This is a genomic window from Martelella sp. FLE1502 (genome assembly GCF_053484255.1).
On sequence record NZ_JBAKFQ010000029.1, the window covers coordinates 23,017 to 49,150 of the forward strand.

Annotated in this window: 25 protein-coding genes; 6 read left to right on the plus strand and 19 right to left on the minus strand. The window is 63.8% G+C overall.

Features of this window, described 5'->3' with window-relative positions:
* Window positions 1-33: 33 nt before the first annotated feature.
* Complete coding sequence (locus V6767_RS19255; RefSeq protein WP_448474936.1) at window positions 34-789, minus strand: Crp/Fnr family transcriptional regulator; 756 nt, start codon at window positions 787-789, stop codon at window positions 34-36.
* Between the two features lie 317 nt (window positions 790-1,106).
* Between V6767_RS19255 and V6767_RS19260 the strand changes: the two genes are divergently transcribed.
* Window positions 1,107-2,174: a glycosyltransferase family 4 protein gene (locus V6767_RS19260; RefSeq protein WP_448474937.1), complete on the plus strand. Its 1,068-nt coding sequence runs from the start codon at window positions 1,107-1,109 to the stop codon at window positions 2,172-2,174.
* 18 nt (window positions 2,175-2,192) lie between these two features.
* On the opposite strand, the gene V6767_RS19265 is transcribed toward V6767_RS19260, so the two are convergent.
* From V6767_RS19265 to V6767_RS19295, 7 genes are all read right to left on the minus strand, one after another.
* Window positions 2,193-3,713: an aldehyde dehydrogenase (NADP(+)) gene (locus V6767_RS19265; RefSeq protein ID WP_448474938.1), complete on the minus strand. Its 1,521-nt coding sequence runs from the start codon at window positions 3,711-3,713 to the stop codon at window positions 2,193-2,195.
* A 12-nt stretch (window positions 3,714-3,725) separates the two neighbouring features.
* Window positions 3,726-4,862, minus strand: a complete 1,137-nt coding sequence (locus tag V6767_RS19270) for a fumarylacetoacetate hydrolase family protein (protein WP_448474939.1) — start codon at window positions 4,860-4,862, stop codon at window positions 3,726-3,728.
* Between the two features lie 98 nt (window positions 4,863-4,960).
* Window positions 4,961-5,911, minus strand: a complete 951-nt coding sequence (locus V6767_RS19275) for an alpha/beta hydrolase family protein (RefSeq protein WP_448474940.1) — start codon at window positions 5,909-5,911, stop codon at window positions 4,961-4,963.
* Between the two features lie 42 nt (window positions 5,912-5,953).
* Complete coding sequence (locus tag V6767_RS19280; protein ID WP_448474941.1) at window positions 5,954-7,156, minus strand: CaiB/BaiF CoA transferase family protein; 1,203 nt, start codon at window positions 7,154-7,156, stop codon at window positions 5,954-5,956.
* Window positions 7,157-7,227: 71 nt separating this feature from the next.
* The gene (locus V6767_RS19285; RefSeq protein ID WP_448474942.1) at window positions 7,228-8,196 is read right to left on the minus strand and encodes a Bug family tripartite tricarboxylate transporter substrate binding protein; all 969 of its coding nucleotides are present in this window, start codon (window positions 8,194-8,196) and stop codon (window positions 7,228-7,230) included.
* Window positions 8,197-8,199: 3 nt separating this feature from the next.
* Entirely contained in the window at window positions 8,200-9,762 is a 1,563-nt protein-coding gene (locus V6767_RS19290) for a tripartite tricarboxylate transporter permease (RefSeq protein ID WP_448474943.1), read from the minus strand.
* Window positions 9,759-10,205, minus strand: a complete 447-nt coding sequence (locus V6767_RS19295) for a tripartite tricarboxylate transporter TctB family protein (RefSeq protein WP_448474944.1) — start codon at window positions 10,203-10,205, stop codon at window positions 9,759-9,761. Before V6767_RS19295 ends, V6767_RS19290 begins: the two co-directional genes overlap by 4 nt.
* Window positions 10,206-10,329: 124 nt before the next feature.
* On the opposite strand from V6767_RS19295, the gene V6767_RS19300 reads away from it, so the two are divergent.
* The 3 genes from V6767_RS19300 (at window position 10,330) to V6767_RS19310 (ending at window position 14,493) form a co-directional block, all read left to right on the plus strand.
* The gene (locus V6767_RS19300; protein WP_448474945.1) at window positions 10,330-11,277 is read left to right on the plus strand and encodes a LysR substrate-binding domain-containing protein; all 948 of its coding nucleotides are present in this window, start codon (window positions 10,330-10,332) and stop codon (window positions 11,275-11,277) included.
* Between the two features lie 154 nt (window positions 11,278-11,431).
* A complete protein-coding gene (locus V6767_RS19305) occupies window positions 11,432-11,974 on the plus strand; it encodes a biliverdin-producing heme oxygenase (RefSeq protein ID WP_448474946.1) in 543 nt (180 codons plus the stop codon).
* On the plus strand, window positions 11,971-14,493 hold the full coding sequence (locus V6767_RS19310; protein ID WP_448474947.1) for an HWE histidine kinase domain-containing protein: 2,523 nt from the start codon (window positions 11,971-11,973) through the stop codon (window positions 14,491-14,493). Before V6767_RS19305 ends, V6767_RS19310 begins: the two co-directional genes overlap by 4 nt.
* Before the next feature lie 17 nt (window positions 14,494-14,510).
* Here the strand turns inward: V6767_RS19310 and V6767_RS19315 are convergent, their stop codons facing one another.
* Genes V6767_RS19315 through V6767_RS19325 form a run of 3 tightly spaced genes read right to left on the minus strand, consistent with a single transcriptional unit; the run spans window position 14,511 to window position 16,173 of the window.
* Window positions 14,511-14,873, minus strand: a complete 363-nt coding sequence (locus V6767_RS19315) for a helix-turn-helix domain-containing protein (RefSeq protein ID WP_448474948.1) — start codon at window positions 14,871-14,873, stop codon at window positions 14,511-14,513.
* Window positions 14,870-15,430 (minus strand): Smr/MutS family protein, encoded by a 561-nt coding sequence (locus V6767_RS19320; RefSeq protein ID WP_448474968.1) that lies wholly within the window; start codon window positions 15,428-15,430, stop codon window positions 14,870-14,872. The genes V6767_RS19315 and V6767_RS19320 overlap by 4 nt, the downstream gene beginning before the upstream one ends.
* A 41-nt stretch (window positions 15,431-15,471) precedes the next feature.
* Window positions 15,472-16,173 carry a Tim44/TimA family putative adaptor protein gene (locus tag V6767_RS19325; protein WP_448474949.1) on the minus strand — a complete coding sequence of 234 codons (702 nt, stop codon included), beginning with the start codon at window positions 16,171-16,173 and terminating at the stop codon, window positions 15,472-15,474.
* 172 nt (window positions 16,174-16,345) lie between these two features.
* On the opposite strand from V6767_RS19325, the gene V6767_RS19330 reads away from it, so the two are divergent.
* Both V6767_RS19330 and secB read left to right on the plus strand, forming a co-directional pair.
* Complete coding sequence (locus tag V6767_RS19330) at window positions 16,346-16,870, plus strand: FxsA family protein (RefSeq protein ID WP_448474950.1); 525 nt, start codon at window positions 16,346-16,348, stop codon at window positions 16,868-16,870.
* Between the two features lie 105 nt (window positions 16,871-16,975).
* The gene (secB, locus tag V6767_RS19335; protein WP_448430151.1) at window positions 16,976-17,461 is read left to right on the plus strand and encodes a protein-export chaperone SecB; all 486 of its coding nucleotides are present in this window, start codon (window positions 16,976-16,978) and stop codon (window positions 17,459-17,461) included.
* Between the two features lie 104 nt (window positions 17,462-17,565).
* Here secB and V6767_RS19340 read toward each other — a convergent pair whose 3' ends face one another.
* The 8 genes from V6767_RS19340 to V6767_RS19375 all read right to left on the minus strand — a co-directional run bounded on the left by V6767_RS19340 (window position 17,566) and on the right by V6767_RS19375 (window position 26,078).
* On the minus strand, window positions 17,566-19,002 hold the full coding sequence (locus V6767_RS19340) for an aldehyde dehydrogenase family protein (protein WP_448474951.1): 1,437 nt from the start codon (window positions 19,000-19,002) through the stop codon (window positions 17,566-17,568).
* A 21-nt stretch (window positions 19,003-19,023) separates the two neighbouring features.
* Complete coding sequence (locus tag V6767_RS19345; RefSeq protein WP_448474952.1) at window positions 19,024-20,094, minus strand: ABC transporter ATP-binding protein; 1,071 nt, start codon at window positions 20,092-20,094, stop codon at window positions 19,024-19,026.
* A gap of 42 nt (window positions 20,095-20,136) precedes the next feature.
* Window positions 20,137-20,844, minus strand: coding sequence for a GntR family transcriptional regulator (locus V6767_RS19350; RefSeq protein WP_448474953.1), 708 nt, complete (start codon window positions 20,842-20,844; stop codon window positions 20,137-20,139).
* A 38-nt stretch (window positions 20,845-20,882) separates the two neighbouring features.
* Entirely contained in the window at window positions 20,883-21,737 is an 855-nt protein-coding gene (locus V6767_RS19355) for a carbohydrate ABC transporter permease (protein ID WP_448474954.1), read from the minus strand.
* Window positions 21,734-22,675 (minus strand): carbohydrate ABC transporter permease, encoded by a 942-nt coding sequence (locus V6767_RS19360; protein ID WP_448474955.1) that lies wholly within the window; start codon window positions 22,673-22,675, stop codon window positions 21,734-21,736. The genes V6767_RS19355 and V6767_RS19360 overlap by 4 nt, the downstream gene beginning before the upstream one ends.
* Before the next feature lie 74 nt (window positions 22,676-22,749).
* Window positions 22,750-23,214, minus strand: coding sequence for a hypothetical protein (locus tag V6767_RS19365; protein ID WP_448474956.1), 465 nt, complete (start codon window positions 23,212-23,214; stop codon window positions 22,750-22,752).
* Window positions 23,215-23,221: 7 nt separating this feature from the next.
* Window positions 23,222-24,820 (minus strand): GMC family oxidoreductase, encoded by a 1,599-nt coding sequence (locus V6767_RS19370; RefSeq protein WP_448474957.1) that lies wholly within the window; start codon window positions 24,818-24,820, stop codon window positions 23,222-23,224.
* A 31-nt stretch (window positions 24,821-24,851) separates the two neighbouring features.
* A complete protein-coding gene (locus V6767_RS19375) occupies window positions 24,852-26,078 on the minus strand; it encodes a mandelate racemase/muconate lactonizing enzyme family protein (RefSeq protein ID WP_448474958.1) in 1,227 nt (408 codons plus the stop codon).
* Window positions 26,079-26,134 lie beyond the last annotated feature (56 nt).

Consider the following 26,134-nt stretch of genomic DNA (forward strand, 5'->3'; position numbering starts at 1 on the left):
CTAACAGGCTGAAAACAAAGGGATTCGACATATTCAGGCCTCGACGGGCGTTCCGTCGGGAAACCAGGATGTGTCGAGATTGGTGTGGCGGTCGGAGAAGTCGCAGATGCGCTTCATCCGGTCCTCCTCGAGGATTTCCACCGAGCCATTGGAGCGGCGGATCAGACCGTCCTTTTCGAGCGCGGTGAAGCTGCGGCTGACATAGACATTGGTGAGCCCCAGGACGTCTGAAATCTCGGTCTGGTTGAGCGGCAGCCGGAAGGTCGTCGTCATCTGCTTGTTGGTAATACGCAGCCGGGCCTGGAGGTCGAGCAGCAGATAGGCGATCCGCTCGCGTGCGCTCATGCGGCCGATGGCGCGCAGGAAATCGATCATGATCACCTGGTTGCGCACCGCAAGCGCAAACAGCAGCGCGGCAAGCTGCGGTGCGCGCTTGAAGACCTCATCAAGATCCTTTTTCGGAAACGGGCAGAGCCGCACGTCTTCGGCGGCTCTCAAGACCGTCGTGCGTTCGGTAAAGGCGATATCGGGGAAACCGACGATATCGCCCGGGTGGTGTATCTCCACGATCTGCCGGCGGCCATCCTTCAGGTCGGCATAGCTGTAGAGCCAGCCCTTCTTAACCACATAGAGGTGAATATTCTGGTCACCCTCCTGATAGACCTCGTCATTCTTGGCGAAATCCTTTTCCTCGCGTTCAAAGCGGGCGATGCTCTCAAGCGAAGCCTCATCGAGTTCGGCATAATGCGAGAGCTTCTGGGCCAGACAGCTTTTCGTGTGCGCGTTCATCTTTCCAAAACCTTCCGGCAGAGCGACTGTGGTGAAATGCTCGCTGCCACTGCAATTATGGCCGAATGATGGCGGAAACTGCAATCATCATGCTCGGGTCGGGCGATACTTTATGCGCGGCGTCCTCGTTTTCAACGTAATTTTAGACGATTTGTAACCAGTTTAATGCGCGCCTTTTCTAAACAGTCCAGGTAGATGACAACCGAGGAGGGCCCGATGTCAGCATTGCCATCGGGTCAAAAGAAGCATTTCGCGGCCGGGCGGATCCCGTTGTCCGCGACAACCCTTCAAAACGAACAAAGAAAGGAGGCACTCTGATGTCCTCCGCCATTGCCGTTATAGATCCATATTGCCTTACGCCCTATACGCTTGGCTCGCTGGAGGCCGGGGCGCTCAGCGGCGCGGAATCCATTTCCATGCGCGTTGCGAAAGCCCATGGCAGGAATTTCAGGTTTCACTTCTACCAGAACGGCCGCACCGATATTGATCGCGATGACTGCGGCTTCTACCGGCCGCTCGGCTCGCTGAAAGCGGACGATCTCGCCGGCGTTCAGGCGATCGCGGTGATCAGTTCGTGGAAGTCAGCGCTGAAGGCGCGCAAGCTCAACGCGCACGCCCCGATTTTTCTCAGGCTCCATTCAAACCCGGGACGGCACAACCGCCGCATGGGCGACGCGCTTGCCGACGCCGGCATCGAGATCGTCTGCGTCTCGCATGCGCATGCGCGCCACGTGCGCGAATTCCTGAGCGCGGAGAACGGCAGGCTGCCGAAGATCACCACGATCTACAACCCGGTCGATGACCACCTCGCACCCGATGACACGCCGCGCGACGTGAACCGGCTGTTCTTTCCCGGCGCGCCGCTCAGGGGCATTTCGGAGGTTCTCGCCAAGTTCGAATTGCTCCGTCAGCAACGCCCCGAGCTGAAGCTCGATATCGCCGAAGATGGCAACAAGATCTGGCCGGATGGCGCGCCGCCCCCCGGCGTTTCCTTCCTGGGGCGGCTCGACCATGGCGAGACGATCGACCGGATGCGCCGGTCGCTGTGTGTCTTCTATCCGCAGACGCGGTTCTTCGAGCCCTTCGCCCTGCAGCTTGCCGAGGCGAATGCGGTCGGCACGCCGGTGCTCGCGGATGAGGGGCTTGCGGTCAATATGGAAGTTCTGGGCGGCGGGGGCCAATGCGTCGACACCGGCGACATCGATGCGATTGTCGACCGGCTCGACGCCTGGCGCGCGGCGCTGCCGAAGGTTACGGCCGCGCCGCATTACCGCATTTCCCACCTCGCGGAGTTGTGGCGGCAGAAGCTGACCGGAGCGATCCAGCCGCCGCAGGGTGGTCCGGTGCCTATGGATGCCGCTGCCGCCGCCCCGGCTTCGCGGTAGCTTCAGCCGCCGCCGGTGTTACCCGGTATGCCGCAAATCCTCCGGCAGCAACGCTGTCGGCATGTTCTGATAGCAGACCGGCCGCAGGAAGCGGCGTATCGCCATGGTGCCGACCGAGGTGCCGCCGAAATTGGTGGTCGCCGGGTAGGGCCCGCCATGGACCATGGCGTCGGCGACGGCCACCCCGGTCGAGAAACCGTTGGCGAGCAGCCGGCCTGCCTTGCGCTCCAGCACCGGCAGCAGCGAGCCGGCGAACTCGGCATCATCATGATCCATGTGCAGCGTGCAGGTAAGCTGTCCCTCCAGCCGCTCGGCAACCGCGCGCATCTCCTGGGCGTTGGACGCCACAACAATAATGCCGAGCGGGCCGAACACCTCATGGGCCAGCGCCGGGTTTTCGATGAATGCAGCGGCGGAAACCTTGTAGAGCGCCGGCGCCGCCTTGCGCTTATCCGCCTCCATCTTGATCAGCGTCTCGACCCCGGATGCATGGGCAACCGCATCGCTGCCCTTGCGGAAGGCCTCGGCAATGCCGCCGGTCAACATCGTCGCCGCGCCGACCCTGCCAAGCTCCTCGGCCGCCTCATCAGCGAACCGGTCGGCCTCGGGGCCCGCCAGCGTCACCATCAGGCCCGGATTGGTGCAGAACTGGCCGACGCCCATGGTCAGCGAGCCGGCCCAGCCCTTGGCGATCTCGCTGCCGCGATTGGCGAGCGCGTCCGGCAACAGGAAGTTCGGATTGACCGAGCCGAGCTCGCCGAAGAACGGGATCGGCTCATCGCGACGGGCGCAAAGATCGAACAGGGCCTTGCCGCCGGCAAGCGAGCCGGTGAATCCGACAGCCTTGATCAGCGGATGGGTGACAAGCATCGTGCCGGCCTCGTGCGAGGCGCCCTGAAGCAGGGAGAAGACGCCCGGATGGATGCCGCATTTCTCAGCCGCCGCGGCAATCGCCTCGGCCACGATCTCGCCGGTTCCGGGGTGGGCCGGGTGGCCCTTGACCACCACCGGGCAACCGGCGGCAAGGGCGGATGCGGTGTCGCCGCCCGCCGTTGAAAACGCCAGCGGAAAATTCGATGCGCCGAACACTGCGACGGGACCGATCGGGCGCTGGATCATCTTCAGATCCGGCGAAGGCGGCGTCGCCTCGGGGTTGGCGGCGTCGTGCCTGCGGTCGAGATAATCGCCGTCCATGATATGGCGCGCGAACATGCGAAGCTGGCCCGTCGTGCGGCCGCGCTCGCCTTCGAGGCGGGCCTCCGGCAAGCCGGTTTCCGCCATGGCGATCGCGGTGATGTCGCTGCCGCGCTTTTCGATCTCGTCGGCGATCTTGTTCAGAAACTCGGCGCGGGCTCGGCGTGACGTGTAGCCGTAGTCCCAGAACGCGGCCTCGGCAGCCTTGACCGCCTCATCCACCAGCGCCTCGTCGGCTTCGAAATAGTCGAGCGGCTTGCCGGTCACCGGCTGTGAGCTGAAGCGTTTGGCGGTTTCTTTCCATTCCCCGCCGACCAGGTGCCGGCCATGTGGTTCGAAAGTCATAGATGTCTCCATTCAGATGAGGTCGCGTTCGCCGAGATTGGTCATCAGCGCACGAATGCCGAAAGTCCACGGCGGGCATGACGTCGAGAGGCGAACGGTATTGGTGAGCCGGCCAAGTCCCGCGGCTTCGATCGTAACCCTGTCGCCGATCTTGTGGGTGAAGCCCTCGCCCTTCACGTCGCGGTCCTCGGTGGGCGCAAACAGCGTGCCGAGGTAAAGCATGAAGCCGTCGGGATATTGATGATGCGTGCCGATGGTCTGGGCGACAAGCATTTCCGGGTCGCGGCTTATCTCCGACATCGATGAATGCCCTGTCATGGTGTAGCCGTCCTCGCCCTCTACCGTCAGCCTCAGCTCCGCCCGGCGCACATCGTCGAGCTTGAAGCGATCATCGAACAGCCGGATCATCGGCCCGATCGCCGCCGAAGCATTGTTATCCTTCGCCTTGCCCAACAGCAGGGCGGAGCGGCCTTCAACATCGCGCAGATTGACGTCATTGCCGAGCGTGGCGCCGACGATGCGGCCCGTCGAAGATACAGCGAGAACAATTTCGGGCTCAGGATTGTTCCATTTCGAAACCGGATGAAGGCCCACATCCGCGCCGGGGCCGACCGAGGACAAAACCTGCGCCTTCGAGAACACCTCCGCATCCGGGCCGATGCCGACCTCCAGATACTGGCTCCACAATCCTTCCTCGATCAGAGCCTCTTTGACCCGGGCGGCAGCCTTGGAGCCGGCCTCCAGGTTTTTCAGGCTGTCGCCGATCTTCTCGCCGATGCGGGCGCGGATGGTTTCCGCTTTCGCGGGGTCGCCGGCGGCCTTCTCCTCGATCACGCGCTCGACCATGGAGCGCGCAAAGGTGACGCCGCACGCTTTGATCGCCTGCAGGTCACAGGGGCTCAGCAGGTGGACCGGATCGCCGGGACGCGCCGCTGCGATGTCATCGAGCGGACCGAGCAACCGGCCTTCCGCGCCGCGGACATAGGCGACAGGGTCCGCCATCTCGCAAATGTCACGCACCGTGGGCGCCGCTCTGTCGGTTATCTCGAAGAGCGCGCCGTCGCGCAACGTTACGATTGCGGGTCCGTTTACCTCCGCAAGCCAGACGCGGCCAACATAGACGCCGGTTGGGTCGTCGATAATGCTCATCCCTGCCTCCCTTGGATCTGGCCTGCAAGAATGCGCAAAATGGCGCTTGACGCAAGCGCCCTCGCCGGCAGGTGCGCCTCCCGGGCCGCGGAAAAGCGCTACTTGCGCGATATCTGCGCGGGCCAGTCGGCGATACGGTCCTCGAGCGTGGTGAGCCATGCCCGCGCATTTTCGTCATCCGCAAGATGGGCATCGAGGAAGGCGAGGGTCAGCATGGAGACCGCTTCGCGCTGGTCGGGGTGACCGGGCGTCGGGTCGTTATCGGTCATGCCGCCGAGAAAATGATCGGCCTCATGCAACACGGCGAGATATTTGTCGCCTTCCGGGGCATGATGAAACGGCTCGGTCTTCCAGTTCCAGTCCTGCCCCTTGGCGCCGCCGTCCAGGGTGCCGGTCACCGTCAGCACGGGCCCGTCCATCGCGGCCCAGGAGCCTTCGCGCAGGCCCTGCTGGCCGCGCCCCTGGCCGCTCAACAGCACGGCGGCCGCAAACCGCGGGTCCCGGAAGCTGCGCGGGCCTTCGCCCGGCATGTCGATTTCCGCGCCGGCGAGCAGCTGCGAGGTATAGGCGCCGAAGGAATGACCGGCGATGGCGGTGGGCAAGGGTGTGGACGACGCGCCGATGGTCTTCGCCCGGATTTCCGCCAGATTGTCCATAATGGCGGTGACAATCCGGATTCGCTCCATCCAGTAGTACGGCGTGAGCAGAATCTGGAACATCCGGTCTCTCAGTGGCGGAAAGATGATCCACTTTGAGACTTCCGGACCATCGGGCGCGAAGCCGAGCTCGCGCGCCATGTCGGCGAGCGCGGCCACGCCATCGGCAAAGGTCGGATGGATGACGAGATAGCCATGGCTCGCCAGAAACGTTGAGAGTTCGACATGATCGCCGCCATGGCCGCCAAGCCCATGGCAGAAAATGACGATGCCCTTCGCCTGTCCTTCGGCCGGAAAACGGCAGACGAGCGGCAGGCTCGCGTCCCGGTCCTTTATGTCAAACCGGACGGTGTTGACGGCGCCGGCCTGTCCCGGCCAATCCTTTGCGTCCATTGTCATGTCCTCACTCTCACCTCAGATCACAGTGCGCCTCGTTCAGATCACGCAGGCGCTGCGCAATGCGTCGATCTCACTGTCCGAAAGGCCGATCCCCTTCAGCACGCCCGCGGTATCGGCGCCGAGTTCGGGTGGCGGCGCATGCGCGGTCACCGCCTCGCCATTGGCGCGGAAACTCATCGAGGGCACATGGATCGGCCCGTCATGGCCTTCGATCCGGAATTCGGAAAGCAGGCCGCGCGCGGCAATATGCGCTTCCGAAAGGGTTTCGTCGAGACTGCGCACCCTGGCGGCGGGAACATCGACCTTTGCCAGCAGGGCCTCCCATTCATCCGCCGTGCGGGTCAGGAATGTGGCGTTCAGCGTTTCGCGCAATGAGGCCGCGTTTTCCTTGACGGCGGCGGGCGTGTTCCAGCGCTCGTCGGCGAGAATATCGTCGCGGTCGATCGCCTTGCAGAGCCTGATGAACTGCGGCGCGTTGTTGGCGGCCAGCATCAGCACGCCGTCCTTCGTCGCGAACGCGCCCGAGGAGGGGCTGGCGCTCCAGGCCTCGTTGCCGCTCTGGGTCGGCATCCATCCGGCGGTCATGTGTTGGGTCATCAGCGAGGCCATCAGCATCAGCGCGGTATCGAGCATGGCGACGTCGACCTCGACGGCCTTGCCGGTGCGGGCGACCTCCAGCAGCCCGGCCATGATCGCCTGCGCGGCATTCATGCCGGTTGCGAAATCGATATAGGGCGCGCCGACCTTGGTCGGACCGTCGCCGGGCTTGCCGGTGGTCAGCATGATGCCGCACATGCCCTGGATGACGTGATCATAGGCGGGCCTGGCGCTCCACGGTCCGTTCTGGCCATAGGCGGAGATCGAGCAATAGACGATATCCGGCTTGATCGCCTTCACGACCTCGAAGCCGAGGCCCAGCCGCTCGGCGACACCGGGCTTGAAATTCTCCACGAAGACATCGGCGCCCGCGATCAGCTTCTTCGCGATCTCGAGACCCTTCGGATTTTTCAGATCGAGCGTCACGGATTTCTTGTCGGCGTTCTGGGTCAGGTAGCTCGAGGCCATGCGCCGCGCTGTCAGCTCCGGCAGCAGGCCGCCGATGCGGGTCCAGTCGCCCTCGCCGGGCTTTTCGATCTTGATCACTTCGGCGCCCATCAGGGCCAGTTGATAGGTGGCATAGGGGCCGGCCAGAACTTGGCTCAAATCGATGACCCTGACGCTCTTGAGTGGCTGAAACATAACGGATTTCCGGTCTTGGGAGAGGAGCGCCGCGCGATCGCGCGACGCGATTTCGTCTGGCAGGCGGCCTGCTATTGCGCCGCCTTCTTGGCGGTCTCGATGATCTGCCTGTTCTTGTCGTAGGAAGAGTGTATTTCCTGATACGCCTCGTCGACATCCAGGAACTTGATCGGGATATCGGCAGCAGCGGTGATCTTCTGGAAGCTCTCATCGGTTTCGGCGAAGGAAAGCGCCTCGGCGAGACGGTCGAGGATTGCGCGGGGCGTTCCCTTGGGCAGGAACAGCGTGGTGCGCGAATCCATCGCCATCGGATAGCCCTCCTCATCGATGGTCGGAACATCCGGCGCTGAGGGATGACGGAAGGTTGTCAGCGCCGAGATCGTCTTCAGCTCTTCCGGATAGCGATAGTGGATGCCGCCTGAAAACGCCGCCGCCACCTGGTTGCCGAGCAGCGCATTGATCATCTCGCTGCCGCTCTGCAGCGGCACGATATTGACGTCGATATCATTCTGCTTGCTCAGCGCCTCGATGTAGAGCCGCGCTTCGGGGCTCAGCGCGCCAAAGCTGGAGCCCGGGTTCTCCTTGGCCCATGCCAGATATTCGGTGAGGTTGTCGTAGGGGCTGTCCTTGCGGGCGGCCATACCGACCTGATAGGCGGTGATCATGCCGGCATATTCGAAATCATCCGAGGTGAAGCTGATGCCCTCCATGATGAATGGCGCGGTGTTGACCACCGAGTTCGACTGGAACAGCATGGTATAGCCATCGGGCTTGGCCTTGGTCAGCTCGCGCGCGGCGACCGCTCCGCCTGCGCCCGGCTTGTTGACGATATTGATCGGCTGGCCGAGATGGTCGGACATGACCTGAGCGGCCGCGCGGGCGACCAGATCGGTCTGGCCGCCGGCGCCGTAACCCACCAGCATGGTGATCGGCCGGTCGGGATAGGCATCCTCGGCGAAAGCCACGCCGGAGAGACTGGCAAGGCTCAACGCCGCACCGCTGAAAAGGCCGAGCAGGCCCCGTTTGGTCATCGTTTTCATCGCTCATCCTCCCTTTTGATTGCGAGAAACGTCCCGGTCTTCCGGACCGGCAAAATCATGCGCGTCATGCCGGCCGAGCGACGCCGCCATCTTGCTGCCGTGGCCGATCCACCAGGCAATCACCACGGTCAGGACCAGAAAGACGAGCGCGATCGGGTGCTGCAGCAGATTGAGCGCATTGTGATCGAGCAGCTGCAGGGACTGGCGGAAGCTCAGCTCCAGATTGGGGCCGATGACGAAGCCAATCAGGAAGGTGACGAAGGAAAAATCGAGCTTGCGCGCGAAGAACCCGACCACCGCGAAGGCGAGCATCACGTAGATCGAGAAGATGCTGCCGGTTTCCATATAGGCCCCGATGCTGCACAAAAGCAGCACGCCGGGAATGATCAGCCGCATCGGCGCCTTGATGATCTGGGCGAAGACGCGCTGGCCGAGATAGCCGATCGCCAGCATGATCACGCTCGCGCACAGCATCGCGGCATAGACATCGGCGACGAGGCGCGGCTGCTGCTTGAACATCAGCGGACCGGGCGTCAGCCCGTGCAGGATGAAGGCGGCGATCAGGATCGCGGCGATGACGCTGCCGGGAATGCCGAGCGCGAACAGCGGGATCAGGCTGGCGGGCACGACTGCGTTGTCCGCGCTTTCGGCCGCCGCCACGCCCTCGATCATGCCCTTGCCGAATTTCTCCGGCGTCTTGGAGGCCTTGCGGGTGGCGCCATAGGACATGAACGAGCCGACGCTCGCGCCAAGCCCCGGCAGGATGCCGACGACCGAGCCGATCAACGTGCCGCGCGCAATCGCGGGAAAGCAGCGACGCCACTCCGACCACAGGATCACGCGATCCTCGCGCCTGTCGCTGTCGCGGATCTGGTCGGTCGCGGAATCGAGCGCCTTGAGATTGCCCGCCTGCACCACCATTTCGGCGACCGCCAGCATGCCGATCGCCATCGGCACCAGCTTGATGCCGTCATCGAGTTCCAGCAGACCGAAGCTCATGCGCGGCACGAAGGTCTCGGTCTCGAACCCGATCGTGGCGAAGAAGATGCCGAGCGCGCCGGCAATCAGCCCCTTGGTCATCGAGGTGCCGGAAAGCCCGCCGATGAAGGTGAGCGAGAACAGCAGGATGGCGCAGAGCTCCACCGGTCCGATCAAAAGCGCATAACGCGCCAGCGGCGCGGCCAGCATGATCAGGATGATGGTGGAGAGAAAATCGCCGATCACCGAGGCGAACAGGCCCATTTTCAGCGCCTTCTGCGCCTTGCCCTGGCGCGCCAGCGGGTAGCCGTCGAGTGCGGTCGGCGCCGAGGACGGTTCGCCGGGCGTGTTGAGCAGGATGGCGGAGACCGCGCTGCCCGCGCCGCTGCCCTTGGCGATGCCGATCAGCATGCCGATGGCCGCCGGCGGCGTGAGGTAGAAGGTGAGCGGGATGGCGACCGCCACGCCGGTGCCCTTGCCGAGCCCCGGCAGCGCGCCGACGACATACCCGATGAACACGCCGAGCGCGACCCATATCAGCGTGGCCGGGTGCAAGACATCCTGAAAACCGAGAAGGATATGGCTCATAGAATGCCCGTCCCCAGCAGCTTGTAAAACAGCAGCCAGACCGCGATCAGCAGTCCGGCGGTCATGCCGATGATCACCAGCGGCCGGCGCTCGCCCAGAAGCAGCAGGCTCGCCGCCACCAGGAAGATGCCGCCGGCAAGCGGGGCGAGAAGCAGGTAGAGCGCGATCGAGATCAGGAACACCGCGCCGATCTTGACCAGCGCCAGCATTTCGCCGCGCGTGATCGTCGGCTCGGCATCCTCCGGCGCGGGTTTGGCGCGCAGATTGGAAAACGCCAGAAAGGCCGACAGCGCGACCACGACGATCATCATCATGTTCGGCACGAGGCGGGGCGACATCATGCCCTGAGGCCCCTCGCTAATCCCTTTCGGAATGATGAAGACAAGCGCAAACAGGCCCAGAAGAGCCAGAACAACGCCGGAAACGATATTGGCGCGTCTCAATTTTTCCTCCCGATCGGTGACGCATCGGCGTTAAACGCCTGCCGTCACGCTCCTCGGTTGCACTATTTGCCGATTTAGCCAAAAGAAATAGTAGAAACTTTCTTCAATATGATAAGTTATGCTTATGGCTAGTGCATCACACCGACTCGATGGCCTGCGTTTCAGGCATCTGCGCATCCTCGAACTGATCGACGAGCATCGCTCCCTGCGCGCCGTCGGGCAGGTCCTCAACCGGACCCAGCCCGCGGTTTCGCAAATGGTGAAGGACCTGGAATATGTCTTTGGCGTCGAGCTGGTGGCGCGCTCGGTGCGCGGCGTCGAGCTGACGCCTGCCGGCCGCGTTGCCCTGGAACGGGCCCGGTCGGGCCTGTCCTCGCTTGACCATCTTGTGGCCGAGCTGAAGACCAGCCCCTCGCCGATCGTCAGGATCGGCGCCAATCCGGCGCTGAACTTCAATCTGCTGCCCGCGGCGCTCAAAATTCTCGACGCCGAAAGGAGCGCAGTCCGCTACCGCATCTCGGTCGGCGTTGTCGGCGATGTGTTGCGCGAGCTCTGGGAGGGTCGGCTCGACTGCTATGTCGGGCGGATCGACTGGAACCATATCCCGAAAAAGGTGATGCCGGTGTTGCGCCACGACCCGCTGACGCGTTCCGATCTTGTGATTGCCTGTTCGAAGAACCATCCGCTGGCGGGACGAACCGATATCGACATCGCCGAACTGGCCGATTGGCCATGGCTGTTGCCGCCGGAAGAGAGCAATAACCGCGTCGAGCTCGAAACCGAACTGCGCAACCATGGCGTGATCCTTCCCCAGCCGATGCTGGAGCTCAACGCCGGCCCTGGTTCGCTGCTGACGCTGACCCATGAAATGCAGGTGCTGACGCTCACGCCCCGTTTCATGCTTGAAAGCCGGCTCGCCGGCGGCGAGGTGGTCGCGCTCGACATCCCCGGTTTCACGCTGCCGCAGATTCAGGTCGGGTTCGTCACGCTTGCCGAACACGAAATCATGGCCTCCGTACGGGCCTTCCGCGAGGCCCTGCGTCAGGCCGCCAGGGCGCTGACGGGCGAATAGAGCCGGCCCTGGAAGCCCGCCAATCACGACCCGCTTTAATCTGGTTTAAAGCCCGCCATCGCCTGTCTCCCCATAATCGCAAACGTCTGGCGCGGCCCGCATTATTCGTCTAAAGGTCACGTTTCCCGTATATTAATTTTCCCTAAAGTGGCGAATGGAACTGCTTGCCGAACTGCGAAACAATACCAGCGACCTGCATGAGCGCCTCGATCGCGCGGTCAGCCGCACCCCGTTCGCCTCGCCCCAAGGCTATCAGCGTTTCCTGCTGATGCATGCCCGCGTGCTGCCCGAAGCCGAGCGCTGGCTTGCCGCCCAGCCGCTTTATGCCACGCTGCCCGGCGACAGGCTGCGCACGGCAGCCCTTGCGCGCGATCTTGATGCGCTCGCGCTTTCAATGCCGGCCGGCGATTGCGTCGCCGACAACGGCAGCTCGGTCGCGGGTCTGGCTTATGTGCTGGAAGGCTCCCGGCTGGGCGCACGTTATCTGCTTGGCCAGTTGGCGAAGGCCGGCACGCCCTACCCCGTCGCCTTCTTGCGCCATGGCGAGGGCGAGAATCACTGGACGTCTTTTCGGGCCTGGCTTGCCGCCCAACCCGCCAACCAAAGCGCCGTCGCAACGGCCGTAACGTCAGCCAGGGCGCTTTTCGATGCCTATCTGGAGGCCGTTTGCCATCTTGAAGGAGAACAGGCGCAATGAACGACCGGGTCGATCTGACCAATTGCGATCGCGAGCCGATCCATCTTCTCGGCCGCGTGCAGGCATTCGGCTTTCTGGTCGCCGTCGCGCCCGACTGGACGATCTCGCATGTCTCCGAAAACATCGGCAGTTTTCTAGACCTTACTGCAGCGCCGCTGCTTGGCCGGCAGGCAGAGGCACTCTTGCCGGCCGAGACGATCCATACCATCCGCAACCGCCTGCAATTCCTCAACCCGCATCGCGGCGTCGAGGTGATCTACGACCTCGGCATCGCCGGTTCCGAGAGCCGGTTCGACGCCTCGGTGCACCGGTTCGAGGACACCATCATCATCGAGTTCGAGCCCGCCACCCCGGTGGAGGGTGCTGCCACCGACATGGCCAATGTGCGCAACGCCATCGACCGCATGGCCGAGCTTCCGTCCTTCGCCGCAGTTTACAGCCACACCGTCCGTTTCGTGAAGCTGATCACCGGTTTCGACCGGGTGATGCTCTACAAGTTCGGCGCGGATGATACCGGCGAAGTGGTGGCGGAAGCCAAAAGGCACGATCTCGAACCATTCCTGAACCTGCGTTATCCGGCCACCGACATTCCCAAACAGGCGCGCGCGCTCTATGTCGAAAACCCGATCCGGCTGATCGCCTCGGTCGCCGACGAGGGCGCGCCGATCCTCGCCCTTGACGGCGAGGTGCTGGACCTTTCGGGAAGCCGGCTCAGAAGCGTGTCGACCATTCATCTGGAATATCTGCGCAATATGAATGTCGGCGCCTCGATGTCGATCTCGGTGATCGTCAACGGCGCGCTGTGGGGGCTGATCGCCTGTCACCACGGCGCGCCCCATGTGCCCTCGATGCGGCTTCGCAACGCGGCGCTGCTGTTCGGCCACATGCTGTCGCTGGTGCTGCAGACCCGCCTTTCAGCCGACGAGCGCGCCAATGACGAGGTGGTGCACCGGCTGACGACGCATATTTCCCGCACGCTTTCGAAAGACACCACCACGCCGGACCTTTTGCGGTCCTCCGCCGAATCCTTCGCCGACATTCTCAAGGCCGATGGCTACGCCGTGGTTCAGGAGAACAAGGTCGTGACCGGCGGCGATGCGCCGGAGGCGGCCGATATCCTCGCGCTCTGCGACCATCTGAACGCGCTGCCCGGCAATGCCGTCTACGCCAATCACGAGATCCAAAAATTCATGCCCGACGCAGAGCGCCTTGTCGAAAAGGCGGCCGGCGTGCTGTCGATCCCGATCTCGCGCTCGCCGCGCGACTATCTGCTGTTCTTCCGCGCCGAACTGGTGCAGCAGGTCAACTGGGCCGGCAATCCGGAAAAGCCGGTGAGCTACGGCCCGAACGGCGCCAGGCTGACGCCGCGCAAGAGTTTCGAGACCTGGCAGACGACGGTGCGCGGCCAGAGCGCGCCCTGGTCCGCCGCCGATATTCGCGCCGCCTCGCAATTGCGGATCATGCTGCTCGAAGTCGTGCTGCGGCTGACGGAAGAGGCCGGGCGCGAACGCAACCGCGCCAATGAGCAGCAGGAACTGCTGATCGCCGAGCTCAACCACCGGGTCCGCAATATTCTGGGCCTGGTGCGCGGCCTTATATCGCAGACCAGCGTTGGTGCGATCTCCACCACCGAACTGGTCGCCAAGCTCGATGGCCGGGTGCAGACGCTGGCGCGCGCCCACGACCAGATCACGCGCCACCACTGGGCTCCGGCCGCGCTGACGGAGCTGATCGAGGCGGAGGCGGAAAGCTACCTGCTCGACAGAAAGACGCGGCTTGAAACCAGCGGCCCCAACGTGCTTCTGACGTCGAAGGCCTATACCGCGATGGCGCTGGTGATCCACGAGATGATGACCAACTCCGCCAAATACGGCGCGCTGTCGTCGGCGCGCGGCACGGTCAGGATCGACTGGAGCCTCGACCCGGACGAAAGCCTCCAGATCGACTGGCGCGAGATCGGCGGCCCGCCAGTGAGAGCGCCGGAACGCCGGGGCTTCGGCTCGACCATCATAGAGCGCACCATACCGTTTGAACTGTCCGGACGGGCCGAGATTTCCTATCGTCTGGAAGGCGTGACGGCCGCGTTCTGGCTGCCGGGCGAACATGTGGTTGCCGAGGAGCCCGCGTCGGTGCCCGCCGCCGCCCATGAGGTCGCCGCAGCGGCCGTCTTCACGCCCCCGGAAACGGTTCTGGTGGTCGAGGACAATCTGATGATCGCCATGGATGCCGAGATGATCTTCGAGAAGCTCGGCAGTCTGGAGACCGTCATCGCGCCGACTGTGGAAGCGGCGATGGGCATGCTCGACCAACGCGACAGCCCTTTCGGCTTCGCCCTTCTCGACATCAATCTCGGCAATGAGACCAGCTTCGAGGTGGCCCGGCGGCTGCAACGCGACGGCATACCCTTCGTGTTCGCCTCCGGCTATGGCGACAGCCTGACGCTTCCCGAAGACCTCGAAGATATCCGCATTCTGTCGAAACCCTACGACAAGGACATGATCAGGGGACTGTTCGGCTGACTGCGGCTGACAAAGCCTCAGCGTTTCAAATGCTTTTCCAGCACCGCCTCCAGTTCCGCCACCGCATCCTCATCCAGCCGGCCGATACTGCGCGACAGATGGTTGGCGAAAGCGGTGTGGGCGGAGGGCAGGCCGATCGTGTCGATCACGACGCGCGGATCGGACTGGTCGGCGATTTCGAAAAACGCCTCGGCATCATCCCAGATGATATGGAAATAGCCGGCGACCCGCTGCAGGAAATCGAAGCTCGGCTTGCCGCGCCGTCCGTGTTCGAGCGCGGACAGATAGGCGGGCGAGACGCCGATCGCCTCGGCCATCTGCTTTTGCGTGACGCCGCGCTGTGCCCGCAATGCGCGCACGGCATCGCCGAAGGGGGTCATGCCGCCCCTCCCTTCCGGCGCGCGAGACGCACATAAAGCGCGCCTTCGCCGCCATGCTGGCGGGCGGCGGTCTCATATGAGGAAATCAGCGGTCGGAAATCCGGCAGCGAGAACCACAGCGGCACGGTGCGCTTCAGCACGCCATCGCTGCCAAGCGATGCCCCCTTGCCGGTGATCACCAGGATATGGCGGTGGCCGCGTTCATGGGCGCGGCGCAGAAAGGATAAAAGCAGCGCATGGGCCTCGTCCTGAAACAGGCCGTGAAGATCGATGCGGGCATCGATGCCGATCCGCCCGCTGGCGAGCTTTCTTTTCACCGGCCGTTCCAGCGGATGGTGGCGCGGTTCCTTCGGCTGCCGGAGCGCAAGCGGCGAAACGCCGGCGCGCGGCGGTTCGGCTTTTATGGGCGCGGGCGCCTTCGGGCTCATCATCTCGGCGAAATTTTCGTCCGGAGGCTCAAGCTTTTCCGCCTTGCGGCCGGGAAGCGGCCGCGCCGTGCGGGCTACCTTGTTCCACAATTCGCGTTCCTCGGACGAGAGCTTGCGCCGGCTCATCAGTCGAACTCCCGTCAGGCGGCAATCGCCGCCGGATCAATCGCCTATTCGGAGGCCGTGGCGATCAGCTTCCAGTTCGGATCGCGCGCCTTGGTGTCGCGGGCGAAGGTCCAGAGATCCCGGATTTCCGCGATTTCCTCCGGATCGCCGTCGACCACCTCGCCATCTCTGCCATAGGTGGCCGAGATCATCTGGCTGACGATGCGGAGCGTGATCCGGGCTTCGGTCTTTTCAACCTCGGCATCGGTAATCTCCGCCTTCTCGATGCCGACGAAATTCGCCCGGACGGTCTCGCCCTTCGCCTCGCGTTCGCTGATGGCGGCGTTGAAGCCGTCATAGACCTCCTTCGACAACAGGTTCTTGAGGCTGCGACGGTCGCCCTCGGCAAACGCCATGACGATCATCTCATAGGCCGAGCGCGCACCCTTCAGGAAGGCGTCGGGATCGAACTGCGGATCGGCGGCGGCAATCGCCTGGAGGCCGGCATTGACGTCGCTTCCCGCCGGCGCGATCTTGTCGATCGCGGCCTTGCGGGCGGCTTCCTGTTCCTTCTCGACGCCCGGCAGCGTGATCACCTTGCCCTCGCCGCGTCCCGGCTCCTGCGCATCGGTGCGCGAACGCACCGGCGTCTGCTCGTAGCGCGGCTTTTCATTGCCGGTGCGCCGCCCGAGAACGTTGCGAAGCTGGAAGAAAATCACCACAGCCGCAATCAGGAAGAAGAGGGTTATCAGATCGCTTGTGCCCATTTCGTCGTACCCGCGGCTTTCCTTGTTGTTTTCCTATCCCCATATAGACTTCACAGGGCCATGATTCAAATGTAACACATCGGATTATCAAGCGCATTTCCCATGGGCCGCGAAAAGGGAAAGAAAGCCAGAAAATACAATCTGGAAAAGACAAGCCAGACAGGAAACCGACTTGCCGCTTCTCATCGCCATCATTCTCTACCCGTTCATTGAAATTGCGGGCTTCATCATCGTAGGCCGCGCGATCGGCCTGTTTCCGACGCTCGGTCTGATCATGCTGACCGCCGTGATCGGCGCGATCCTGCTGCGTATCCAGGGCTTCAGCGTGCTGCAAAGGCTCAACCAGGATGTCCGCGACGGCGGCAATCCGGGCCGCGACCTCGTCCATGGCGGCATGATCGTGCTCGCCGGCATCCTGCTGCTGATCCCCGGTTTCGTCAGCGATATCTGCGGCTTCCTGCTGTTTGTCCCGCCGTTTCGCGATTTCGTGTGGAAGCGGATGAGCCGCAATATGGTGGTGGTTTCCGAGCGCTCCGCCGGGTTCAGCTACACGAGGCGCGAGCCGCCGCGCCGCGAAGGCCCGCGCGAGAGCCCGAAAGTGGTCGATCTCGATGCCGATGATTTCTCCCACGACCCCGATCCGAATTCGCCCTGGGCGGGCAAGGGCAAGCCCGACGACAACGACAAGCCCAAATAGGCTGAAATGCAGGCCTTCACGGCCCGAACCGCCGGCACGAAGGGTTGTACGCCCGCCGGCGAGATGCTAATTCGCACACAACGACATTACTCGAAAGGACGCGCAATGGCCGAGGAAAACGGAGCGGCGGAAAAGAAGCCGAGCCCTGCACTGAGCATTCTCACCCAGTACATCAAGGATCTTTCCTTCGAAAATCCGGGAGCTCCCGCCTCGCTGCAGAAGCGCGACGCCCAGCCGGCGATCAACATCTCCGTCAATGTCAACGCCAATCCGCTCGGCGACGACACCTACGACGTGCTGCTGTCGCTGAAGGCGGAAGCCAAGTCGAACGACAAGCCGATGTTCCTGTGCGAACTGGTCTATGGCGGCGTATTCCGCGTGGCTGACTTCCCGAAGGAGCACGTGCTGCCGATGCTGTTCATCGAATGCCCGCGCCTGCTGTTCCCCTTCGCCCGCCAGATCGTCGCCGACGCCACCCGCAATGGCGGCTTCCCGCCGCTCTTGGTCGACCCGATCGACTTCGCGCAGATGTTCCAGAAGCGCATGGCCGAGGAACAGGCCCGCGCCAAGGTGCAGCAGCCGGCCAACTGAGCGGCGGAGCAAGTTCTGAATTAAAAAAACCCGGTCGTGAGGCCGGGTTTTTTGTTGGGCAGCGTTTCTTGGCTGCCATCGCCGCCAGGGTCACATCGGCGTGGTTACGACGACCAGCCGGAGACCGATTTCACGGTCATGTATTCCTCCAGCCCCCAGATGCCGCCCTCGCGCGCGCCGCCCGAATGGCCGACGCCGCCAAAGGGCGATCCGGCGCCGCGCGGCTCTCCGTTCATCTCGACCATGCCGGAGCGCAGCAGCCGCGCCAGCCGGTTGCGCCGCGCGCCGTCGCCGCTCTGGACATAATTGGTGAGGCCGTAGCGGGTGTCGTTGGCGATCGCCACCGCCTCTTCCTCATCGGCAAACGGAATGATGCTGAGAACGGGGCCGAAAATCTCCTCGCGCGCGATGGTCATGGCGTTGTCGACATCGGCGAACACCGTCGGCTGAACGAAATAGCCGCGGTTGAAGCCGGCCGGCAGGCCGGTCCCGCCCGCGACCAGCCGCGCGCCCTCGCGAATGCCGGTTTCGATCAGGTTCTGGATCTTGTCGAACTGTCCCTTCGAGATCACCGGCCCCATATGCGCGCCCTCGGCTGATGAGGGGCCAACCGCGATCGCATTGGCCGCATCGCGCGCCTTTTCCACGGCGGTCTCGTAGACCGAACGCTCGACCAGCATCCGGGTCGGGGCGTTGCAGTTCTGGCCGCTGTTGATGAAGCATTGCCGCACGCCGCGCGCGACGGCATCCTCGTCCGCATCGGCGAAGATGAGGTTGGCGCCCTTGCCGCCCAGTTCCAGCGCGACGCGTTTGAAGCTGTCGGCCGCGCCGCGCATGATGCTGGCGCCTGCGCGCGTCGACCCGGTAAAGCTGATCATCGCGACATCGGGATGCTCGACAAGCCGCGCGCCAGCCGTCGCGCCATCGCCCTGAACGAGATTGAAGACGCCAGCGGGCGCGCCGGCCTCGTGAATGATCTCGGCGAGCAGGTTGGAGGACAGCGGCGCGAGCTCCGACGGCTTCAGCACCATGGTGCAGCCGGCAAGCAGCGCCGGTATGACTTTCAGCGCAACCTGGCTCATCGGCCAGTTCCACGGCGTGATCAGGCCGACGACGCCGATCGGCTGCATCAGGATGCGATCATCCGGGGCATGCGGCCCGAGCAGCCTTTCGAAATCGAAATGCTCCATGGCGGAAAGAAAATTGATCATATGGCGCAAGCCTGCCGCCGCCTGGCGCGTGCGGGCAAGCTCGATCGGCGCGCCCATTTCCTGAGAGATGACGCGCGCCATTTCTTCGACGCGACCGGCATAGATGTCGTGGATGCGCCTGACGAGCGCGATCCGCACTTCTGGATCGCTCTCCGCCCATGCCGGAAAGGCGCGCTTGGCGGCCATAACCGCGGCATCGACCTCGTCTTTACCGGCGAGCGCGACCGTGCCGAAGGGCTGTTCGGTGGTGGCGTCGACCAGCGTGTGGCTTGCTGTCGAAGTCGCTGGCGTCCAACGACCGTCAATATAGAAATTGCTGAGTTCAAGCATGGGTCTTTTCCTTTCGAGCGGTCACACCGGATCTTCCAGCGCCAGTTCCGGCACCGGGGCGGCATCGAAGAAATGGACCGCATCCGGCGCGACCTGAAGATGGATCGTATCGCCCGGCTCCGCATCCGTGCGCCCGCGCACCAGGATGCGGATAACCTCGTCGGCAAGGCGGGCCGTGATCTGGGTTTCCGAACCCGTCGGCTCGACAATCGTGACCATCGCCGGCCAGCCGCTTTCGGCAAGCACGAAATGCTCGGGCCGGACGCCGACGGTGACGCGCTGCCGCCCCTTCGGATCGGCGGCGGGCAGCGGCAATATCCGCCCGTCGGCGAGCTTCAGCCCGTTCCCGGCGACGATATCGCCCTGCAGGAAGTTCATCGGCGGCGAGCCGATGAAGGCCGCGACGAACAGGCTGGCCGGCTTGTCGTAAAGCTCGAGCGGCGGGCCTTCCTGCTCGATCACGCCGCCGTTCAGGACCACGACGCGATCGGCCAGCGTCATCGCCTCGATCTGGTCGTGGGTCACATAGATGGTCGTGGTCTTCAGCCGCTGGTGCAGCTCCTTGATCTCGGAGCGCATCTGCACGCGGAGCTTGGCGTCAAGATTGGAGAGCGGCTCGTCGAACAGGAACACGTTGGGATCGCGCACGATGGCGCGGCCCATGGCGACGCGCTGGCGCTGGCCGCCGGACAATTGCCGCGGCTTGCGCTCAAGCAGCGGCTCGAGCCCGAGAATGCGCGCGGCATCGCCGACGCGCCGCTCGATCTCCGCTTTCGGCACGCGTCGCTGTTTCAGCGCGAAGCCCATATTGTCGCGGACGTTCTTGTGCGGATAGAGCGCGTAGTTCTGGAACACCATGGCGATGTCGCGATCCTTCGGCGCGATATGGTTGACCACGCGGTCGCCGATGACGATGTCGCCGCCGGTAATGCCTTCAAGGCCGGCGATCATTCTGAGAAGGGTCGATTTTCCGCACCCGGAGGGACCGACCAGCGCGACGAATTCGCCATCCTCGATATCGATCGAGACGCCGTGCAACACCTCGACCGCACCGTAGGATTTGCGCACATTGCGGATTTGAACCGTACCCATTCCAAAACTCCTCCCTTTGCCGCCCCTTACGGCGCGGCTGATTTATGGCGCGGAAGCGCGGCGGCCCTCGGCCCGCCGGTTCGCGTCCTTGGCCGGCGCGGCCTCGATCAGATCGATCAGGAAATCGCCGGTTTTCTTTTCGTGCTGGTTCACCAGGGCTGCCGCTGCCGTGAAATCGCCCTCGCGCAGACGGTCGCGGATGGCCTTATGCTCTTCCAGGGCATCGGCGAGCCGTCCCGGCTGCGGCGGGATGCCGTGGCGCTGGGCCGACATCAGGCCATGCATGTTTTCAAGCAGCCTGCGGCACCAAGGCGATTCCGGGTTGTCGCAGAGCAGCAGGTGAAACTCGTAGTTCTTGGCCCCGAACAGGTCGAAATCCTCGGCTTCCAGCGCCGTGGCCGAGACCGCGATGTTCTCGTCGATCTTCGCCAGCCGTTCGGCATCGAAATTCCGGGCGCCGAGCTCCACCGCAAGCCCGCATATCAGACCGCGCAGGGCGCTGATCTCGCGGATCTGCTCGGCGCGCAGGCCCTGCACCACGGCGCCGATATGGTTCTGCACCTCCAGCCAGCCATCGGAAGCAAGACTGCGGATCGCCTCGCGGATCGGCGTCTCGCTGATGCCGAGCGCAAGCGACACCTCCCGCGTGGTGATCCTGTCGCCCGGCCCGACCGTTCCGGAAAGCACCATCTCCTGGATATGCTGCCGGGCATGTTCGGCCTTGGTCATGTAGGTCTTCGGGTGGTCCATGGTTTCCGTCCAGTTCCGGTTTTGAGGCTCCGGCGCAATTATCCCTTGGTCGCGCCGTCCGCCAAGCCCTTGATAAGCCACTTCTGCACCAGAAGCGCGAAGATCACCACCGGAACGACGGTGATCGTGCCAACGGCGGTGAGCGCGCCCCAGTTCGCGCCGTTGACCGTGTCGCCGGCAATACCGGCAATCGCGACCGGTATGGTCGAGGCGTTGCGGTTTGTGAGCACGAGCGCGAACAGCAGTTCCTCCCAGGCCAGAATCATGCTGAAGATCAGCGTCGAGAGCAGGCCGGGCAGCGAGATCGGCAGGATGATCTTGAAGAAGGCGCCATAGCGCGAGCATCCGTCGATCATGGCGGATTCCTCAAGCTCCTTCGGCAACGACAGGAAGAAGCTGCGCATCAGCCACATCACATAGGGAATCAGGAATGTGCTGTAGGCAAGGATCAGGGTGATGTGCTTGTCGGTCAGGCCGAACTTGCGGGCGACCAAGAACATCGGCACCGCCAGCGCGATCGGCGGCACGCCGCGCGACAACAGGATCAGCAGACCGATCGTGCCGGCCCCGCGCAGCCGGATGCGGGCAAGCGCATAACCCGCCATGGTGCCGACCACGATCGACAGCAGACCGGAGCCGGTGGCGACGATGACGGTGTTGATCAGCCGCCGCACGATATCGGCGCGCGCGATATATTCCTTGTAGGTCGCAAGCGTCGGGGTGAAGAAGAAGGTCGGCGGATTGGTGAAGATGTCCACCTGCTGCTTGAACGAGGTCAGCACCATCCAGTAGATCGGAAACAGGAAGAACAGGCTGACGAGGATGGCGGCGGCGATCCGCAGCCTGTGCCCGAACGCGCTAGCGGGTGCTGACGATGGGACGGGGGCGCTCAAAACAATTCCTCCAGCTTGCGACTGCCGCGGAGGAATATCCCGGTCAGCACCATGGTCAGGATCAGCACGATCACGGCCATCGCTGCGGATTCGGCAAAGCGCAGCGAGCGGAATGCCTCCTCGTAGATGAACAGGTTGATGACATTGGTGGCCTTGCCCGGCCCGCCATAGGTGGCGGCAAGCACGATGTCGAACATCTTGACCGCGCCGAGCCAGCGGATGACGAAGGTGGCCGCGATCACGGGCACCAGCAGCGGCACGGCGACCGACCAGAGCGTGGACCACCAGCCGGCGCCGTCGATCCTGGCGGCCTCGAACACATCCTTGGGCAGGGCAAGCAGCGCGGCGGTGGCGATCAGCACGATGAACGGCGTCCAGCGCCATGTGTCGATGATGATGATCGAGGCCATGGCGAGCCTGGCATCGCCGAACCAGTCGAGCGGGCCGAGGCCGACAAGGCCGAGCCAGTAATTGGCGATGCCCCAGAGCGGATCGAGGATCATCCGCCACATGCCGCCGGCGACCACGGGGGCAACGACCATCGGAATGATGAACAGCGCGCGCAATATGCCACGGCCCCACCACTCGGCATTGATCAGATAGGCGATGCCGAAGCCGAGCACGACCTGCAGCGGCAGGGCGATCACCAGATAGATCAGCGTGACCTTCAGCGATTCCCAGAACCGGTAGTCGCCGATCACCTCGCGGTAATTCTCCCAGCCGACCCATTGATCGGCGCTGAAGCTCGCGAGATCGAAGGAGGAGAAGCTGATCTCGATCGTATAGAAGATCGGATAGGCCAGCATGACGATCAGCACCAGCATGCTCGGCATCAGGAACGACCAGCGGGTCAGAAGGTCGGCGAGCGCATGCCGCCGGGCGCGGCGGGCGGCCCCGCCATCTGCGGCATCGCGGCGCAATGCAGTCTCAGTCGTCATCCCGGTCTCCTCCCTCATGCTTTCTCGTCCCGTCATCCGACGGGGTCTTTCTCGCTGTCGCCGGTGCGCCGGGTTCAGGGCGAACGCCAGATCGGCCCGCGCGCCCGCACCGGATCAAGCAGCGACAAGTCCCCTTCCTCGATCACATATCCTTCCGGAAAAGGCGGACGGACCTCGATGCCGATCGACGCCATGACCCTGTCATCGCGATAATAGCAGCGCGCGGTGACGGCCTCCATCACGCCGGCAAGCGCCGGCTCATCGGTGCGGAAGTCCCGCAGGATCGTGGCCTGCTCCTCGCGCGAAAGCGCGGCAAAGCCGGTCCCGGCTCGCGCCTCGACCGCCGCCAGCGCCTCTGCCAGCGCCTGCCGGTCACGGCCGACGGAACGCAGGATATCGGCATAGATCGCCGGATCATCGGCGCCAGGCACGCCGTGGCGCGCGCTTGCCGGGATCATGTGTCCGATGATCGCAAGCAGCGTCTTGTTATCGTCCTCGAAGGGCGGCGGTTCCGTACGGTCTGTGATCGTCTTTGTCATGGCCGGTTCAATCGAAAAGCTCGTAGAGGCGGGTCTTGATCTGGTCGGCGACGTAGAGCGCCACCGCCTGGATCGTCGAGGTCGGGTTGACGCCGCCGGAGGTGACGAAAACGCTGCCGTCGACGATGAACAGGTTCTTCACATCATGGCTGCGGCCCCATTCGTTGACGACGGAACGCTCCGGGTCCGTGCCCATTCGCGCCGTGCCCATCAGATGCCAGCCGGCATAGGGCAGCGGCGACCGGGTGGTGATGTCGCGGGCACCGGCGGCTTCCAGTATCTCGATGCCGCGCGCGACAGAATGGTCGAGCATGAGGCGCGAATTCTCGCTCAGCCGGTAGCTGATCTTCGGCGCGGGAATGCCGTCGACATCCTTGAGATCGGGATCGAGCGTGACGCGATTGTGCGCCTCCGGCAGATCCTCGCAGATCGCCAGCATGCCGGCGCTGTGGCCGAACAGCCGGCGGAAGGCATCGTGATGATCCTCGCCCCAGGGCAGCAGGCCGTCCGCCATGCCGGTCGTTGCCGTGCGGACCGGGCCCATGCCGCGCGAAAACTGATAGCAATAGCCGCGCACGAAGCCGCGTGCCGCGTCGGTCTCGTAGAATTCGTGGCTCCAGATGCAGATCGGCGAGCCGCGATGGCCATCCATCGGCTGGTCGAAATGGCCGCGTATCTGGGCATAGGGGTGGAGCATCAGGTTGCGCCCGACGAGGCCGCTGGAATTGGCGAGGCCATCGGGAAAACGGCCGGACGCCGAGTTCAGCAGCAGGCGCGGCGTGCCGATGCCGTTGCAGGCAAGGATCACGATCTCGGCCGGCTGGAACTGTTCCTTGCCGTCCGCGTCGAAATAGTGGGCGCCCGTCGCCATGCCGTCCGGGCCGGTCTCGATCCGGCTGACGCGACAGCGCGGCCGTATCTCGACGCGCGCGCGCTGCGCTTCCGGCCAGTAGGTCAGATCGGTCGTGCCCTTGGCGCCCTGGGCGCAACCGGAGCCACATTGGCCGAGATTGATGCAGGGTGCGCGGCCCTCATATTCGCGCGTCGCAATCGCCGCATCCGACGGCCACCAGTGCCAGCCGAGATCGTTCATGGCCTTGCCCAGCAGCTGACCCGTGCGGCCAAGCGGGATCGGACCCATGACCTGATCTTTCTCGGGATAGGCCGGATCGCCCGCCAGGCTGGCAACGCCCATCATCCGGTCGTTGAGCGCGAAGAAAGGCTCCAGCGTCTCGTAGTCGATCGGCCAGTCATCGGCCACGCCATCCAGGCTGCGGACCCTGAAATCGGAAGGGTGGAGCCGGGGGTAATGTCCTGCGTAAAGGATGGTGCCGCCGCCGACGCCGTTGAAATTGGATATCTTGATCGGCGAATCATCATCATTGACCGGATAGTCGGCGGCAAGCCGCCGCCGGTTGGGGCTGAGGGCAAAATCCTCCGTCAGGCGCGCCTCCCAGTCCCGCCCGTTGCTGGGGAAGTCGGACGTGTTCTGCCAGTCTCCCTGATCCAGGCACAGGATGCGCATCCTGGTTTCGGCAAGGCTCCAGGCCACGGCCGCGCCGGACGCGCCCGCGCCGATGATGAGGACATCCACTTTCTCATTCATGATCGAAGCCCGCGCCTCCCCTCACCTGCCGTTATACCGAAAGCCTCGAGGCTTCGGTGCGCTGCCACATGCCGGCGCCTGGAACCGGCGGATATTTGGCAAGCGCCGCCTCGATCGGTTCCGTGCCCCAGCCGGGCCTGTCGGGAAGGATGAGATAGCCGTCCTTGAATTCCGGCAGGTGGGTGAAAATTTCCGCGTCCCAGCCGATCCGGTCGATATCGGTTTCCATGATCGTCAGGTTCGGCACCGCCGCGCAGAAATGCGCGTTCATCATCGTGCACAGATGACCATAGAAATTGTGGCAGGCGACATTGGTTTCGTAGGCCTCGGCCGCAGCGGCGATCTTCATCGACTGCCAGACGCCGTTCCAGGGCGTATCGATGATCGCGACATCGACGGCCTGGGCGCGGAAGAAGGGCAGGAACTGCTGCAGACCAATCAGGGTCTCGCACGAGGCGATCGGGTGCCGGCTCTGCGAACGGATATAGGCCAGCGCCTCGGGATCGAGCGTATCGAGTTCGACCCAGAACAGGTCGAGGTCGTCGATTTCGCGCAGGATCTTCAGATAACCGTCGGTCTTGGCGTTGAAATTGAGGTCGAGCAGCATGTCGATGTCGGGGCCGGCGGCTTCCCGCATGATCTCGAGATGCTGGCGCAGGCCCGCAAGCGTCTTGCGCTCGACATTGCGACCGGTCTCGTAGGGACGGCCGAAGCCGGGCGACCAGGGCTCGATCCGACCCTCGGCGTCATAGCGGAAGATATTGGTCTTGAGCGCCGAAAACCCCTTTTCCCCGACTTCGCGGGCAATCTGCCTCACGCCATCGATATCGGTGATGCCGGGCGAGAAATGCTGGGTGCGGGTGCGATAGGAAACACAATGCGACCAGTAGACCCGGATCCTGTCGCGCACCTTGCCGCCGAGCAGAACATGGCAGGGCACGTCCAGCGCCTTGGCCTTGATGTCGAGCAGCGCATTCTCGATCGCCCCCAGCGCCTGGCCGACCACGCCGCCGGAGCCGGGCCGCGTGACATTGCGCAGGTCCTCGCGGATATGCTCGTGATGCATCGCGCTCTTGCCGATCATGCGCGGCGAAATCTGGTTGATCGCCGCGCCGACGCCGGGAGAGCCGAAATACTCGTCGAACTCGCTCCAGCCGACGATCCCGTCCTCGGTGGTGATCTTCAGGAAATTGTAGTTGCGCCAGGAATTGCTGCAGGACAGCGTCTTGACGTCACTGATTATGGCCTTCGTTGGCATCATGGTCCTCAGTCGGTATGGGCGCGGATATCTCCGACCCAGGCATTCGATGCCGA